This window comes from Flagellimonas nanhaiensis (assembly GCF_003382275.1).
Lineage (GTDB): Bacteria > Bacteroidota > Bacteroidia > Flavobacteriales > Flavobacteriaceae > Flagellimonas > Flagellimonas nanhaiensis.
The window spans coordinates 261,976-279,016 of record NZ_QTJX01000002.1 but is presented as its reverse complement, the minus strand read 5'-3'; the positions used below and the strand labels follow the sequence as shown (position 1 = coordinate 279,016).

The window sequence follows — 17,041 nt, the reverse complement described above, 5'->3', positions numbered from 1 at the left end:
TACAATTTTTTTAATTAAAATGATGCGTTAATACCAAAAGTTACCGTCCTTGGATTTGGGAAACTGTTCCAGTCGATAGATCTACTTGGTAAAGCAGCTTGATTCAAATTACCAGTGTTTACAGTTACTTCGGGATCAATTCCACTGTAATCAGTAATTAAGAATAAGTTTTGACCTGTAACGGAAAGTCTTAAGCTTTTTAACGCTCCTTCTCCACTAAGAGGCACATTGTATCCAATAGTTGCGTTTTGCATTCTCACGAAATCACCTTTTTCAAGGAAACGCGTGGATACTGCGGTAGATGCACTTGGGTTTTCACCAGCTGCAAGCGCCTGAGTGGTAATATTTCTAGAAGTATTTAACTGACCTGCATTAAACAATGCGTTGGCAGTGTTGTTGTATACATGGAATCCAAACTGTCCGGCAAGGAATGTGCTAATGCTCCAATTCTTGTGGCTAAAGTTCAAAGACAATCCTGTAGTGATGTCAGGCAAACCATCTTCTCCAATCCAAGTTTTGTCTGCATCTGGATCACCAACACCGTTACCATCAATATCAGTATAAATTGGGTTTCCTGCACCATCAAAACCTTCAAAGATTGCCATGTAATAAGCGAACAATGATTGACCAGCCTCAAATCGTTGTGCGAAAGCACCAGAAAGACCAGGTCCGTTAATAGGTCCTAAGTTGATAGATCCGGCAAAATCCTGAATTTCATTGTCATTGTACGAAATATTGAAATTTGCACTAAAGTTAGTATCATCAGATCTAATGAAGTCATAGTTCAAAGCAACTTCAACACCTTGGTTGATTACACTGGCATCCACATTACCAAACTGGAATGGGTTGGTAGATGGAGCAGGTGGAGGAGTTTGTAAAAGAATATCCTTTGTATCCCTACGGTATAGGTCAATGCTACCACTGAATCTGTCGGCGTTAAATCCAAAATCCAAACCTATGTTGAAATCTGTAGTTTCCTCCCAACGTAAGTCCTCACGAGGTGTAGCAACGATAGACAAACCATTCTCATTTACATCTCCGTTGTTTTGGATGGAACCTAGGTTCAAAGTTGCGAAACGCTGTCTTGCAACAAAGTTACCATAACCAACACCATCCTGGTTACCTGTAATACCTGCACTTAGTCTCAGCTTTAATGTAGAAACATTATCTCCTACAAAGTCTTCTTCATTCATTTTCCAGGCAAATGCACCTGAAGGGAAGTATCCATACTGATTATCTGGACCAAAACGAGATGATCCATCAGCTCTCATAGTAGCAGTAAACAAATACTTATCGGAAAGACTATAGTTTACCCTACCGAAGAAAGACTGTAATTCATCTGTGTTATCGAAGTTGTCAAAAACCAAGGATTGTACCGATCTGTTGAAATCAAAAGGAACAACTTCTGTGTTTGAAGACGGAAACAAACGGTTAACGGTCAAATTTGTTAGGTTGGGAGCGTAGTAGAACTGCTGGTATGACCCGCTAACACTAGCATCTGCATCAGTAACAGTTTGAACCAAATCCTCGCTCATTTTGTTCAAATCAGTAGAGGCAAACCCTCTTGCAGCACTATTAAATCCAAATGTTCTGAACTCTTGATATGCAAATCCTACGACCACATCTAAATTTGAGTTGTCAAAAGCCTTATTATAACTTAACGTTGCTTCCAATAATTTATTCTCTAGTTCCCTGCTATTGAATGTACCGGCACCGATATCCGAAATACCATTGATATTCAACAAATCTGCGGATAATACGGATACGTTTTCACTGTCAGAAGTATCGTATCCTAGATTTACTTTACCTGTCAATTCTGGGGTAAAGTCATACTCAGCAAAACCATTTACCAAGTATCTGTTGGTATTTGTTAAGTTAGAAGCTGAAGCCAAATAGTTGGTTGGGTTTAACAAACCACCACCTGGATCCACACTGGGGCTATTAGGAATTGTAGGGTTTGCAGAATAAGCTGCCCCTAAAATATCTCCTCTAAAACCGGCATTACCTTGTAGAGGTGGTTGACTTCTGTTATTACGTGAGATTGTTCCTTGAAGTCCAATTTTTAACTTATCATCCAAAAAGCGCTGGTTCCAATTGATTCTACCCGAGATTCTTTCAAAATCAGATTTCTCAATGACACCCAATTGCTTTTGATACCCAAAGGAAGCCCTAATATTACCACTTCCATAATTTTGGGAATAGGAAAGGTTTTGCGTAGTAGAGGCCGTAGACCTAAACACTACTCTTTGCCAATCTGTGCTAGATCCAAAGTCTACACCAGCAGCATTTTGTCCAGAATCGGTTATGGCTTGGAGAAAACCTTCTCTATCTAATAAATCAAATTCTCTAACAGGAGTGGCTATACTTAAATTTGAGCTATACTCGAAAACACCACCTGCTCCGCTTCTTCCTTCTTTTGTAGTAATGATAACAACACCATTGGCCCCACGAGAACCATAAATGGCCGTTGCTGATGCATCTTTTAGTATACTGATGCTTTCAATGTCATTTGGGTTCAAGAAGTTCAACGGGTTACCTACTGCACTAGTGTCATCACCACCAGTACCAGAGCTACCGGTAGCATCAACATTTTGTCCAAACAATGGAACACCATCTACAACGAAAAGCGGATTGTTGTTTGCTCTTACCGAGTTGGCACCCCTAATGTTTACCGAGATTCCAGCACCTGGCTCACCACTGGATTGGGAAATGTTAACACCAGCAGTCTTACCTTGAATCAATTGTTCAGGAGAAGCAATTACACCCTGATTAAAGTCTTCAGAGGTAACCGCGGCAACAGAACCTGTGGCGTCCTTAACCGTGGTCTGACCATAACCAATGATAACCACTTCATCCAATGCTTGTGCATCTTCTTCCATGGTCACATTAACAGTTGATCGCCCGTTTACCGCTATTTCAACAGTTTTGTACCCAATGTAGCTAAACACCAATGTAGCAGAATCGCCAATGTCATTAAGGGTATAATTACCATCGAAATCGGTTTGCGTACCATTGGTCGTCCCCTTGACCAATACGCTTGCTCCCGGCAGAGGGCCGTTAGCATCTGTAACAGTACCAGATACTGTTTGAGCTTTTGCTAGACCAAAGCATAAAAATGCTCCTAATAGCAAAAAGCTTCTAAGTAGCGTAATCTTCATAAATAATGATTTTAAGTTTAGTTAATTTAATTTTTAAGTTTAGTCAATTTTAATTCAAGCATTAAACATATATAAAAAAAATGTTAATCAAAATTTAAGCATACCTTAAGATTTATCGAAAACGGTTTCGTGTTGATAACTTTGGGACGATATAAGGTTAATAAAACTAAAAGACGGGATTTGCCTATATCGCAATTTAAACACAACAAATCAGTGAAATCCTTAATATCAGCACTAATATAGCATTTTTTAATTTTCTAAGAGAATGTTAATGGATTATAGGTAAAATCCATAAGCTTTTATCTTTTTTTTGTTAAAAAAACTAATTTGAATTTCACCATTGGCTATATTGAGTAATTTTCCAGATTAATACATTGACCAAACACCATCATCTTTGAAACCTAAGATTACATTAAAGGATATTGCTAGAGAGCTGGAGGTTTCTATTTCCACAGTGTCCAAAGCGCTAAAGAATAGTGAGGAAATTAGCAGGGATACAAAAGAAAAGGTACAGGCCTTTGCCAAACTGTACAACTATAAGCCCAATAACATAGCCATAAGCCTCAAAAACAAGCGCACAAAGAATATAGGTGTAGTTATTCCGGCAATTGTACACCATTTCTTTACCACGGTCATTCGGGGAATAGAAAAATATGCAAACGCAAAGGGATATAACGTAATTGTTTGCCTGTCCGAAGAATCCTTTGACCGGGAGGTAATCAATATGGAGATGTTGGCCAACGGAAGTATTGATGGGTTTATCATGTCGCTTTCGTCAGAGACCCAATTAAAAGGGGATTACAATCATCTTAAGGAAGTGACCGAGCAAGGAATTCCTTTGGTACTGGTAGATAGAGTCACCAATGAGGTTGAATGCGACAAAGTAATCATTGATGATGAGCTTGGAGCTTATGTCGCTACCAAGAAATTAATCGAACAAGGTCGAAAGAAAATCGCACTGATTACTACGGATGATTACCTAAGTGTAAGTAAAGCTAGGACCGAAGGATATAAGAAAGCTCTGCTCGAAAGTAAAATGGACATTGATGAATCCAGAATATTGAAACTTTCAACCATGGAAATGGATGAACAGGGAATTCAGGATTTCTTCAAAAATAATGATGTCGATGCTGTCCTTTGCGTAAATGAAATATTTACGGTCTATAGCATGCGTCTGGTCCAAAATAAAGGCCTGAATATACCGGAAGACATATCTTTTATTGGATTTACTGACGGATTATTGTCACAGTATGCCAACCCAAGCCTGACCGTAATAGCGCAACATGGAGAAAAAATGGGTGAAATCTCCGCACAAATGTTGATTGATAAGGTAGAGAGCGAAGATGAAGAAGAAACATTCCAAACAAAAATTTTGGAACCCACATTAGTGGTCAGGGAATCCACAATTAATTAAGTTTGCATAATCCTTGAGCCCAGGGATGAAAACATTTGCTTACCACGTTTTATTTTTATTTCAATGAATCAGGATTACATTAAGGCGGACCCATGGTCCATCATAGAAGAAGATTTTGAAAACGAAAGGGTGAAATCTTCAGAAAGTTTGTTCAGCATTGGTAATGGTGCAATGGGCCAACGGGCAAATTTTGAAGAGAATTATTCAGGAGACACTTTTCAAGGAAGCTACATTGCAGGTGTGTACTACCCAGACAAGACCAGAGTGGGATGGTGGAAAAATGGCTATCCAGAATACTTTGCCAAAGTACTGAACGCACCCAATTGGATTGGTATCAATATAACCCTCAACGGTACTCCATTGGATTTGTACACTTGCCAAAAAGTAACAAGTTTTAGGAGAGAACTTAACATGAAGGAAGGTTGGTACAAACGTAGCTTTGTGGCAACAACTTCCAACGGTCTTGAAGTAGCTGTTGAGGTGACCAGATTTTTAAGTTTGGAATATGATGAAGTTGGTGCAATCCAATATAACCTACAGATTCTAAATTCGGATGCCAAGGCAGAAGTGTGTCCATATTTGGACAGCGGAATCAAGAACATGGACAGTAACTGGGACGATAAGTTCTGGAACACTACAAAAGTCTCTTCCGAAGGAAATAGAGCCTTCATTGAATCCCATACAATGAAAACCAATTTTGCCATCTGCACATTTATGCAGAGTGAGCTAACGGTAGACGGGGAAAAATTTGAGGATTTTTCAACGAAGGAAGAAGAAATGATGGTAGGGCATGCCTATGCCATAAATCTTGAAAAAAACCAGACACTTACACTTATTAAATATGGAGGGTACGCCGTAGACCGCAATCATCCTACGGATGGACTCAAAAAGGCCGCCGATGTCGTTTTGAGCAAAGTTTCAGGATTGGGGTTTGATGTTATCTTTCAAAAACAAAAAGAAGACTGGGCCCAAATCTGGGAAATGAGTGATATTACCATAGCTGGAGATGCTAAAGCACAACAAGGTATACGCTTCAATATCTTTCAGCTTAACCAGACGTATTTAGGAAAAGATTCCAGATTGAATATCGGTCCCAAAGGATTTACCGGAGAAAAATATGGGGGAAGTACGTACTGGGACACCGAAGCCTATTGCCTTCCTTTTTACATGGCTACAAAAAATCAAGATGTAGCATGGAATCTCCTGAAATATAGATACAACCATCTTGACCGGGCTATTGAAAATGCCGGTAAGTTGGGATTTGACAATGGTGCGGCACTCTATCCCATGGTCACCATGAACGGGGAGGAATGCCATAATGAATGGGAAATCACCTTTGAGGAAATTCACAGGAACGGGGCTATTGCTTTTGCGGTCTACAATTACCATAGGTTCACCGGGGACTACAGCTATATTCCCAAAATGGGCTTGGAGGTTTTGGTGGGCATAGCACGGTTCTGGCATCAACGCGTCAATTTTTCTGAAGAAAAACAGAAATACGTTATGCTGGGTGTTACGGGACCCAACGAATACGAAAACAACGTCAACAACAACTGGTATTCCAATTATTTGGCCAAGTGGTGTATTGATTATGCGGTGGAGCAATTGAATAAAGTAGAAAAGGAATACCCTGAAGATTATGATAGGGTACTTTCCAAAGTAAAATTGACTAGAAAAGAAATTGCGGAATGGACCAAAGTGTCCGGCAATATGTTCTTTCCATATTCAGAAAAACACAAAGTGTTTTTGCAGCAAGATGGGTTTTTGGACAAGGAAATGATCAAGGTGAACGATTTGGATAAATCCGAAAGACCGATCAACCAAAAATGGAGCTGGGACAGGATTTTACGTTCGCCATATATAAAACAGGCAGATGTGCTCCAAGGCTTCTATTTCTTCGAAGATCATTTCAGTCAAGAAGAATTGGCACGCCACTTTGACTTCTATGAACCCTTTACCGTTCATGAGTCCTCTTTGTCTCCTTGTGTTCATAGCATTCAGGCGGCAAAGTTGGGTAGAATGGATCAAGCTTATACCTTTTATCTAAGAACCTCCAGGCTCGACTTGGATGACTACAATAAAGAAGTAGAAGAAGGCCTGCACATTACTTCCATGGCAGGAACCTGGATGAGCATTGTTGAAGGATTTGGTGGAATGCGGGTGCTGGATGACCAGCTTTGTTTCACCCCTCAAATACCAAAGCAATGGGAATCGTACTCATTCAGGGTCAATTTTAGGAATCAGATAGTCACCATATTCGTTTCTTCCGAAGGAACTTCATTTGAGGTAACAGGAAACCAAGATTTGAACATCAAGGTAAATGGAGAGCAGGTCACACTGGTTCCTGGAGAAGTAATCAAAATATGAGTTTAAAGAACTTCCTTGTTGCACTAACATTATTGGGGGCCATTTGTGCCTGCCAGGAAAAACCCCGTACCAAACCTATTCAACCACCTATGAAAAAGAAGATTGTTGTATATCAGGTTTTTACCAGACTTTTTGGAAATACCAATACCACGAACAAGCCCTGGGGGGCCATGGAGGAAAATGGAGTGGGCAAGTTTGAGGATTTCTCGGCTACGGCATTAAAAGAAATCAAAGATTTGGGAGTGACTCATGTTTGGTACACTGGAGTTCCCCATCATGCTGTGATAAATGACTATACTGCTTTCGGAATTTCCAATGATGATCCAGATGTGGTAAAGGGAAGAGCGGGATCTCCATATGCGGTCAAGGATTACTACAATGTCAATCCAGATTTGGCCGTTGACCCGACAAAAAGATTGGAAGAATTCAAAGCGTTGATTAACAGGACCCATCAGGCTGGCATGAAAGTGGTCATTGATATTGTTCCCAATCATGTGGCCCGAAATTATGAGGGACTTACCAATCCTGATGGAGTTGAAGATTTTGGGACCAACGATGATGTTTCAAAAGAGTATGATGTCAATAACAATTTTTATTACATCCCAAATGAAGAGTTCCAAGTGCCAGCATGGCAAGATGGATACCTCCCTTTGGGAGGAGAAGTGAATACATTGTCAGATTCCAAGTTTGAGGAAGTTCCGGCAAAATGGACCGGGAATGGTTCCCGTTTGGCAAAACCCAATTTCAACGATTGGTATGAAACCGTTAAAGTGAACTACGGGGTACGGCCAGATGGCACCAAGGATTTTGACGAACTGCCTGAAGGATTCGACACAAAGGATTACACTGACCACTTTAACTATTGGAAGGAAAAGGAGCTTCCAGATTCCTGGACAAAGTTTAGGGATATTGTCCATTATTGGTTGGATTTTGGAGTGGACGGATTCCGATTTGATATGGCAGAAATGGTGCCCGTAGAATTTTGGAGTTACCTGAATTCCAGTATCAAAACAAAAAATTCCAACGCCTTTCTTTTGGCTGAGGTCTACAATCCAAGTCTGTACAGAGATTATATCCACAAAGGTAAAATGGACTACCTCTATGACAAAGTGGAACTTTATGATAGCATAAAACACATCATGAAGGGATATGGGTGGACGGACCATATACCCGTGGTTCAAGAAAGAATAATGGATATTGAACATCATATGCTGCATTTTCTGGAAAATCATGATGAACAACGGATAGCAAGTCCTGACTTTGCCGGAAGTGCTGATTTGGGTAAGCCCGCTATGGTGGTTTCAGCTACGATAAGCAGCTCTCCCACAATGATTTATTTTGGACAGGAAGTAGGGGAGCCCGGGGCCGAAGATGCAGGTTTTGGCAAACCAACAAGAACATCCATCTTTGATTACATAGGAGTGCCACATCACCAGCGCTGGATGAACAATAAAAAGTTTGACGGGGGCCAGTTGTCCGAAAATGAAAAAGATCTTAGGGATTTTTACAAGCGTCTCCTAAACTTTACTGTGGAAAGTGAAGCACTAATGGGCGAGTATAAGGATATCCATTTCTACAATAAAGAACACACGGAAAATTATGATCATAGAGTGCTGTCCTTTGTAAGGTGGTCCAGCAATGAAAAACTCGTGGTAGTTTCAAATTTTGATGCTTCCAAGTCTTATACTTTTGACTTAAAGGTTCCGGAAGAAATCATAGCCGAATGGGAATTGAAGAATCAGGACTATAACTTGAAAGAAGAACTGTACGGTCAGGTAACACCGGTTCTTCAAGTAAGCCAGGGGAGGGGAAGTATAAGCTTGGAATTGGCACCTTTAAAGTCGTACATTCTAAAAGTTCTATAAATAAAAAGCGGACTGCCAGGAGCAATCCGCTTTCGGAAAAAAAGTTAGTTGGTCTACTTTTCTTTAGCCGCTGTTTTTTGATAAACAAGGCCTATTACGGCACCAATAATACCGTAATATATAATGTCAATAACTGCTTCAGCAATATGTCCGGTCATGTCCATCCAATCGGCTGTGGCATACCATATAAGTCCCATTCCTATTCCAACAAATACTCCTATCCAGGCTCCAAACTGGAAACCTTCACTCATTGAATGATGACCTCTTGCCCATTTACTATATAAAGTGCTCAATGCAAAAGCCCCAATCAAATTGCCCAAGGCAATAAGACCCAGGTTTGGAACTTCCTTCATAGTATTAACTATGGTATGATCGGCAAAAAAATCTACGGTAGCAATACCCCAGATTAAATATCCCAAAAAGAACATGACAACTGCGCCAACAAGTGTGGCCAGTAAATTAGATTTTGAAAACATGCTAGTTAATTTATTGGTTACTAATGTGATAAAAGTATCAAATAAATTTTAACATATTGATAAAAATTATCATAATAACATAACAATTATTCGAAATTAGGAGGATTTTTCGGAGCTTTTAATAGTTAAAATATTTACGGTGGATTTCGTTTTCAAATCGTATTTTTAGCATCAAAATCAGACCAAATGAAAATTAGATTGTTGACGGTGCTTGCCACCTTTTTATTTCTGAACAGTTGTAATATGACAAATACAAAACCTTTGGTTATTGGTCATAGGGGAGCTATGGGCCACGAAACGGAAAATACGCTCGCATCTATTCAAAAAGCCTTGGATTTAGGGGTCGATATGATTGAAATTGATGTGTTTAGGATAGAGAGCGGTGAAATTGTGGTTTTTCATGATGAACGAGTGGAAAGACTTACCAATGGTGGAGGCAAAATAGAAGAGTACAATGTTGTGGATATGAAGCAATTGATTCTGGATGGCAACCATAAGATCCCGATGCTGCAAGATGTACTTAAATTAATCGATAACAAGGTTGCACTGAACATTGAACTTAAAGGGGCAAACACTGCAGATAGGGTCAACTTCATAACCAACTATTATATTGAGCAAAGGGGATGGGAGCAAGATAATTTTATCATCTCAAGTTTTAAGTGGGATGAACTTCGGGAAATGCGAAAGCTCAACAATGATATTAAAATTGCAATCCTAACGGAGGAAGACCCCTTGGAGGCTATTCCTGTGGCCAAGGAACTAAATGCAGTAGCTATAAATCCGGATTATAAAACACTAACAGCTGAAAATACCAGTAAAATACATGATGAGGGCCTAAAAATCTACACATGGACGGTAAATGAAATAGATGATATTGAAAAGATGAAGAATCTTGGGGTGGAGGGAATCATTACCAACTACCCGGAAAGGGTAGATTAATGTTTGATGTAATTATTGTAGGAGGAGGTGCAGCAGGGTTTTACGCAGCAATACACATTGCGGAAAATGCTCCACATTGGAAAATTGCCATTCTTGAAAGGGGCAAAACTGTACTGTCCAAAGTAAAAGTATCCGGAGGGGGCAGATGTAATGTCACCCATGGGGAATACGATGTAAAAGAGCTGGTGAAGAATTATCCGCGAGGAAGAAAAGAACTCCTGGGGCCTTTCTACACCCACGCCCCTTTAGATGTGATGGCCTTTTTTGAAAAAAGGGGAGTGTCATTGAAAGTGGAAAAGGATGGGCGTGTTTTTCCCAAAAGTAACTCCTCACAGACCATCATAGATTGCTTTTTAAATGAGGCAAAGAGATTGGGAATCCAAATTTTAAAGAATAGTGCTGTAAAACACCTAAGCCAGGACAACCAAATCTGGACAGTGACTACGAAGAATAAGCACTACTCGGCCAGAAAATTATTGCTGGCAACTGGAAGTAGCTCCAAAATATGGAAGGAGCTGGAGCAGTTGGGACACACCATTGTGGCTCCAGTACCATCGCTGTTTACTTTCAATATCAAGGATGATCGTTTAAAAGGGATTCAAGGAATTACAGCCAATGTTTCCGCTGAAATTCTGGGAAGAACCCTTTTTCCCACAAAAACCAACATACAACTAAAAAGTAAGGTGAAGGAAGAGCCGGTCTTGCAGGAAGAAGGCCCTGTTTTGATTACCCATTGGGGTTTGAGCGGCCCTGTGATTCTTAGACTCTCTGCCTGGGGAGCTAACGTGCTTCATGATTATGGTTACGCCTTTAGGCTCAATATCAATTGGACACCTGAGTATAGTACCGGTTCTATGGAGGCTTATCTTAGAAAAGTCAAGGAGTTGGAAGCAAAGAAAACGGTTCTGCGAACACATGCGGTGGATATGCCTCGAAGGCTCTGGACAAAATTGGTCAATGCCGCCGGTATTGAGAAGGAGGATAAATGGGCTGATATAACCAAGGAAAAACTTCAAGGCTTGGCCCAACAACTCACCGCGTCATCCTTTAGGGTAGAGGGGAAAAGTACTTTTAAGGAAGAATTTGTTACTGCTGGAGGAGTGGACCTTAAAGAAATCAATTTCAAGACTTTTGAAAGTAAAATCCATCCCAATCTATATTTTGCAGGAGAAATTATAAATGTGGATGCCATTACTGGCGGATTCAATTTTCAAAATGCATGGACGGGAGCCTATATTGCAGCCCAAGCCATTACCTTTGAATAGCTTATTGTAAAGCTATAGCAATTATTGCAGCCAAAGCTCCACCCAAAATTGGCCCTATAACAGGAATCCAGGAATATCCCCAACCATTGGAACCCCTATCTTTGATAGGGACCAGGGCGTGAACAATTCTTGGCCCTAGATCACGCGCCGGATTAATGGCGTATCCCGTGGTACCTCCAAGACAGAGACCTATTCCCCATACAATAAGAGCCACAGGTAAGGCACCCAAAGACCCGAGACCGATGATACTATTGTCCTTAGCAATCGAGGCATCCGTAAAATACAGCACGGAAAATACCAAAACAAATGTACCTAAGGTTTCCATGAGAAGGTTGAGAGCTGTATTTGGAATAGCAGGAGCGGTACAAAACACTCCCCTTTTACTATTGCCATCAGGAGTAGCATCAAAGTGGGCTTTGTGTGTCAACCATACGAAAAAGGCTCCTAACATGGCGCCGAGCATTTGTGCCAACAAATAGCTTGGAATATCACTAGCTGGGAATTCACCTGCTACGGCCAGACCAATTGTCACTGCCGGGTTGATATGCGCTCCGCTATACGGTCCAACCACAACCACTGCAGTATATACCGCAAAGGCCCATCCTGTGGTAATCACCATCCAACCGGAGCCGCTGGCGTATGTTTTCTGTAGGGACACGTTGGCGTTGACGCCACATCCCAAAAAAATCAAAAGAAATGTGCCAATAACTTCTGCAATAAAAGGGGTCATAGTCTATTAGTTGCTTAAAAATGTGGTTAGAAAATGATTATGGATTGTTTGCCCAAAACTCCAATGCCTTAATGGCTTTGTACCATCCTTGAATGGCTTCTTCAACGGGTTGTCGCTCTTGTGTTGGATCAAAGTGTACATCAGATTGCCAAATATCTTGAATTTCCTCTTGATTTTGCCAATATCCGACAGCTAATCCAGCTAAATAAGCGGCACCCATTACTGTGGTTTCTATAATTTTTGGACGTACCGTTGTGGTGTTCAATACATCGGCCTGAAACTGCATCAACATATTGTTCACTGTTGCACCCCCGTCAACTCGAAGTTCGTGAATGGAAATACCGGAATCCGCTTCCATAGCCTTTAAAATGTCCATGGTTTGGTAAGCGATGGATTCCAAAGCTGCACGAGCAATGTGCGCATCAGTGCTTCCCCGGGTCAAACCAAAAATGGTGCCCTGTGCATGCTGGTTCCAATGAGGCGCGCCCAAACCAGCAAAGGCGGGTACAAAATATACCCCTTCGGAACTGTTGACCGAGCTGGCCAATTTTTCCACCTCAGATGAGGTTTTAATAATTTTCAAGCTATCCCGAAGCCACTGGACAACGGCTCCAGCAATAAAAATACTACCTTCGAGGGCATAGGTGACTTTACCATTAATTTTCCACCCTACCGTGGTCAGCAGGTTGTTTTTAGATACAATGGGCTTATCGCCAATGTTCATCAGCATAAAGCAACCGGTACCGTAAGTATTTTTGACCATTCCTTGTTGGGTGCACATTTGCCCAAAGAGAGCTGCTTGTTGATCTCCGGCAATACCTGCTATGGGAATTTTGGATGCAAAAAAATTGGGGCTCGTATAACCATAGGGTTCACTGGATTGTCTTACTTCGGGAAGCATGCTTTTGGGAATGGTAAGAAGCTCCAAAAGCTCGTCGTCCCAATCCATGGTGTTGATATTGAAAAATAAGGTTCGGGAGGCATTGGTCACATCGGTAATGTGAAGTTTCCCTTCCGTCATTTTCCATATTAGCCAAGTGTCAATGGTACCAAGTGCCAAGTTACCGGCCTCTGCTCTTTCTCGAACACCTTCCACATTATCCAAAATCCATTTGACCTTGGTTCCGGAAAAATAAGAATCAATGACAAGTCCTGTTTTTTCACGAATCATTTCGGATTTCCCTTGACTCTTTAAGGAGTCACAGAAGTCTGCGGTTCGTTTATCTTGCCAAACAATGGCATTGTAGACAGGTTCTCCGGTATTTCGGTCCCAGACCACTACAGTTTCGCGCTGATTGGTTATTCCAATAGCTGCCATTTGCTCTCCTTTCAAACCTTTTGCACTGACAGCTTCTGCTGCCATTCCAGCTTGCGTAGCCCAGATTTCAGCGGGGTCGTGTTCAACCCATCCAGGTTTAGGAAAGATTTGCGTGAATTCTTTTTGCGCAACAGAGATTATGGTTCCTTTTTTGTCGAATACGACTGCCCTGGAACTGGTGGTTCCCTGATCTAGGGCAAGGATATATTGGTCCATTGGATATTATTTAGTGCGTTTGAAATTACTAAAATAATCGGAGTAATTTTGGTTCAAAAGGTATAAGTATGAAAACGTTTATTGCCCTGCTTCGCGGAATCAATGTAGGTGGTCAAAAGAAAATTAAAATGGCCGATTTGCGCAAAGCGCTTCAAAATATTGGCCTGGAAAGTGTAACCACTTACATCCAAAGCGGTAATATTGTTTTTTGCAGTAACGAAGGCGATATCCAAAAACTTGAGGAATCCATCTTTGATGCTATAAAAAAGGATTTTGGGTTTGAAGTTCCCACACTGATTATTTCCCAAGATGAGATAGAAAGTATGCTGACCTCAAATCCTTTTTCAAACCAAACCGAGTTGAACAACCTGTATTTTGTCCTACTGAAACAATCACCATCAAACGAGTTGATGGAACAGTTCAATAAATTGAAATTTGAAAATGAAGATTTTGATATAGAAACCAATTGTGTTTACCTGTCTTGCAAAAAAGGCTACGGAAAGGCCAAGCTCAACAACAATTTGGTGGAAAATAAACTAAAGGTTCAAGCTACTGCACGCAACCTGAGAACTATGCAAAAGCTTTTGGAACTGGCCAGGGAAACCTAAAAGATGAGAGTTAGGGGTTCAATTCCCAAATTTTGTAGTTCAGCAAAGCTGCAAAACATACCCAGAGAAGGTAAGGAATCAACAAATAGGCCGCTAACTTACTTACAACTTTGAACCAACGAATGGTTAACATGATCAAGGATAAAAGCCCGATAATTACCAATAAGGCCAAAAAGGGGTTTTTCAATCCAAAAAATACGATGCTCCAAAGTGCATTGAGAAGTAGTTGGAAGCCAAAATGGTACAAGGCGGTTTTTACCCAAACATGATGAAAGCCCTTGGACCAAACTATTCCTGCAGAAACCCCCATTAAAATGTACAAGACCGACCAAACAGGTGCAAAAATTTCATTGGGAGGGTTGAATGATGGTTTGTTCAGGGCAACATACCAATCATTAACGGAGCTTTGGGTGGCAAAACTGGACAAAAAGCCAATTAGAAGACAAATAACAATACATATGGCGATGTAGACAATCTTTTTTTTCATGGTCGGTGCAACTATGTCTAAAATAAGAATTATTTGGTTCTCCTTTGAAGGAAGCAGTTTGCAAATTCTATATTTGTTGAAATATCATTTTCAATGACCGAAAAAGACTTTCTGCCATTACCATACAAGACATTGCCAGCTGAAGGAAAAATTACCTGGAAGGCCCCGAGCAATATTGCTTTGGTAAAGTACTGGGGAAAAAAGAAAGATCAAATACCGGCAAATCCTTCCATAAGTTTTACTTTGGATGCCTGTGCTACCACAACTACGGTTTCATTCTCAAAAAAAGAAGATACGGAGAGTTTTTCTTTTGATGTAATCTTTGAAGGCAACCGGAAAGATGAATTTAAGCCGAAGATTTTAACCTTTTTCGAACGAATTGAAGCCTACGTCCCTTTTTTAAGAACCTATCATTTCAATATCGAGACTTCCAATTCCTTTCCACATAGCAGTGGTATTGCTTCTTCGGCAAGCGGTATGGCGGCCCTCTCGCTTTGTCTGATGGACATTGAAAAACAAATGAATGCGGGAATGAGCGAGGATTTCTTTAAAAGAAAAGCATCGTTTTTGGCCAGATTGGGTTCCGGGAGTGCGTGTAGGAGCATTGAAGGTGATTTGATTCAATGGGGAGGGCATGAAAAAATAGCAGGAAGCTCCGATCTGTATGGAATAAAATATCCCCATGAGGTGAATCCTGTTTTTAAGAATTTTCATGATACCATTCTTTTGGTGCATAAAGGGGAGAAGCAAGTGAGTAGTACGGCTGGGCATAATCTTATGCACGGACATCCGTTTGCTACTGAACGTTTTGCCCAAGCACACGATAATTTAGATAGGCTAGAACATATTTTTAGGGATGGGGATTTGAAACAGTTCATCAAAATTGTGGAAAGTGAGGCATTGACCCTTCACGCAATGATGATGACCAGCATGCCATATTTCATTTTAATGAAGCCGGATACATTGCACATTATCCATAAGATTTGGAAGTTCAGGGAATCCACCAAAACACCAATTTGTTTCACTTTGGATGCCGGGGCAAATGTGCATGTGCTGTATCCCGAATCTGTAAAAGAAAAAGCAATACAATTTATTCAGAATGAATTGGTTGTGCATTGCGAGAATGGACACTATATTTGCGACCGAATTGGAAATGGAGCGCGTAGATTGATTTGATTACAGCTGATTTTTCAATTTGTTCATCGTTTTGATTTGTTTGGTTAAACAAAATTATTTGTATCTTCGTATAGAACTATGAAAGGACCTCTCTTTTACTCTAAAATCCTTCTTTTTGGGGAATATGGAATTATTAAAGATTCCAAAGGCCTGTCCATACCCTACAACTTTTTCAAAGGAGCTCTAAAAACTGATGAAAACTTAACGGGTACGGCTAAAGACTCCAATGAAGGTCTCAAAGCTTTCACAACATACCTGAAAGAATTGGTGGATAATGAGCAAGGACTTGTTTCTTTTGATTTTGAATCCTTGGAGAGAGATGTTGCCAATGGCATGTATTTCGATAGTTCCATTCCTCAAGGATACGGTATTGGAAGTAGCGGTGCCTTGGTAGCGGCCATCTACGATAAGTATGCTACTGACAAAATCACAGTTTTAGAAAACTTGACACGGGAAAAGCTGCTAAAACTCAAGGAGATTTTTGGAAGAATGGAATCCTTTTTCCATGGGAAATCTTCTGGATTAGATCCCTTGAACAGTTATTTGAGTTTACCCATACTCATCAATTCTAAAGACAATATTGAGTCCACAAGCATACCTTCCCAAAACAAGGAGGGAAAAGGAGCGGTTTTTTTGTTGGATAGCGGAATGACCGGCGAGACAGCACCTATGGTGCAGATTTTCATGGAAAAGATGAAGCAAGATGGATTCCGAAGTATGATCAAGGACGAGTTCATCAAACATACTGATGCTTGTGTGGAGGATTTCCTCAACGGTAACATCAAATCCCTGTTCGGAAACCTAAAACAACTTTCCCATGTGGTGTTGGACCATTTCAAACCCATGATACCCTCCAAATTCCATCAACTTTGGAAACAGGGAATAGAAACCAACGATTACTACCTAAAACTTTGCGGTTCAGGAGGTGGAGGTTACATCTTGGGCTTTACCCAGGATTTGGAAAAAGCCAAAAAGGCATTACACGGACATAATTTGGAAGTTGTTTATAGCTTCTGACCCAA

At 40.6% G+C, this 17,041-nt stretch carries 13 protein-coding genes; 8 read left to right on the top strand and 5 right to left on the bottom strand.

Going from position 1 to position 17,041, the window contains the following annotated elements:
* Window positions 1–14: 14 nt before the first annotated feature.
* On the bottom strand, window positions 15–3,158 hold the full coding sequence (locus DX873_RS08720) for a SusC/RagA family TonB-linked outer membrane protein (protein WP_116184074.1): 3,144 nt from the start codon (window positions 3,156–3,158) through the stop codon (window positions 15–17).
* Between the two features lie 394 nt (window positions 3,159–3,552).
* Between DX873_RS08720 and DX873_RS08715 the strand changes: the two genes are divergently transcribed.
* The 3 genes from DX873_RS08715 to DX873_RS08705 all read left to right on the top strand — a co-directional run bounded on the left by DX873_RS08715 (window position 3,553) and on the right by DX873_RS08705 (window position 8,804).
* Window positions 3,553–4,572, top strand: coding sequence for a LacI family DNA-binding transcriptional regulator (locus tag DX873_RS08715; RefSeq protein WP_116184073.1), 1,020 nt, complete (start codon window positions 3,553–3,555; stop codon window positions 4,570–4,572).
* 63 nt (window positions 4,573–4,635) lie between these two features.
* On the top strand, window positions 4,636–6,939 hold the full coding sequence (locus tag DX873_RS08710; RefSeq protein WP_116184072.1) for a glycoside hydrolase family 65 protein: 2,304 nt from the start codon (window positions 4,636–4,638) through the stop codon (window positions 6,937–6,939).
* Between the two features lie 89 nt (window positions 6,940–7,028).
* Entirely contained in the window at window positions 7,029–8,804 is a 1,776-nt protein-coding gene (locus DX873_RS08705; protein WP_232520884.1) for an alpha-amylase family glycosyl hydrolase, read from the top strand.
* A 53-nt stretch (window positions 8,805–8,857) separates the two neighbouring features.
* Here the strand turns inward: DX873_RS08705 and DX873_RS08700 are convergent, their stop codons facing one another.
* Entirely contained in the window at window positions 8,858–9,280 is a 423-nt protein-coding gene (locus DX873_RS08700; protein ID WP_116184070.1) for a hypothetical protein, read from the bottom strand.
* A 186-nt stretch (window positions 9,281–9,466) separates the two neighbouring features.
* Here DX873_RS08700 and DX873_RS08695 point away from each other — a divergent pair, with 186 nt between their 5' ends.
* Complete coding sequence (locus DX873_RS08695) at window positions 9,467–10,219, top strand: glycerophosphodiester phosphodiesterase (RefSeq protein ID WP_116184069.1); 753 nt, start codon at window positions 9,467–9,469, stop codon at window positions 10,217–10,219.
* Window positions 10,219–11,484, top strand: a complete 1,266-nt coding sequence (locus DX873_RS08690; RefSeq protein WP_116184068.1) for a BaiN/RdsA family NAD(P)/FAD-dependent oxidoreductase — start codon at window positions 10,219–10,221, stop codon at window positions 11,482–11,484. The genes DX873_RS08695 and DX873_RS08690 overlap by 1 nt, the downstream gene beginning before the upstream one ends.
* A gap of 1 nt (window position 11,485) precedes the next feature.
* On the opposite strand, the gene DX873_RS08685 is transcribed toward DX873_RS08690, so the two are convergent.
* Window positions 11,486–12,214 carry an MIP/aquaporin family protein gene (locus tag DX873_RS08685; protein WP_116184067.1) on the bottom strand — a complete coding sequence of 243 codons (729 nt, stop codon included), beginning with the start codon at window positions 12,212–12,214 and terminating at the stop codon, window positions 11,486–11,488.
* A 37-nt stretch (window positions 12,215–12,251) separates the two neighbouring features.
* On the bottom strand, window positions 12,252–13,748 hold the full coding sequence (gene glpK / locus DX873_RS08680; protein WP_116184066.1) for a glycerol kinase GlpK: 1,497 nt from the start codon (window positions 13,746–13,748) through the stop codon (window positions 12,252–12,254).
* Window positions 13,749–13,816: 68 nt separating this feature from the next.
* On the opposite strand from glpK, the gene DX873_RS08675 reads away from it, so the two are divergent.
* Window positions 13,817–14,356, top strand: coding sequence for a DUF1697 domain-containing protein (locus DX873_RS08675; protein ID WP_116184065.1), 540 nt, complete (start codon window positions 13,817–13,819; stop codon window positions 14,354–14,356).
* A gap of 10 nt (window positions 14,357–14,366) precedes the next feature.
* On the opposite strand, the gene DX873_RS08670 is transcribed toward DX873_RS08675, so the two are convergent.
* Window positions 14,367–14,843 (bottom strand): TspO/MBR family protein, encoded by a 477-nt coding sequence (locus DX873_RS08670; RefSeq protein ID WP_116184064.1) that lies wholly within the window; start codon window positions 14,841–14,843, stop codon window positions 14,367–14,369.
* Window positions 14,844–14,936: 93 nt separating this feature from the next.
* On the opposite strand from DX873_RS08670, the gene DX873_RS08665 reads away from it, so the two are divergent.
* On the top strand, window positions 14,937–16,019 hold the full coding sequence (locus DX873_RS08665) for a diphosphomevalonate decarboxylase (RefSeq protein WP_116184063.1): 1,083 nt from the start codon (window positions 14,937–14,939) through the stop codon (window positions 16,017–16,019).
* Between the two features lie 78 nt (window positions 16,020–16,097).
* Window positions 16,098–17,036 carry a mevalonate kinase family protein gene (locus DX873_RS08660; protein WP_116184062.1) on the top strand — a complete coding sequence of 313 codons (939 nt, stop codon included), beginning with the start codon at window positions 16,098–16,100 and terminating at the stop codon, window positions 17,034–17,036.
* Window positions 17,037–17,041: the final 5 nt, after the last annotated feature.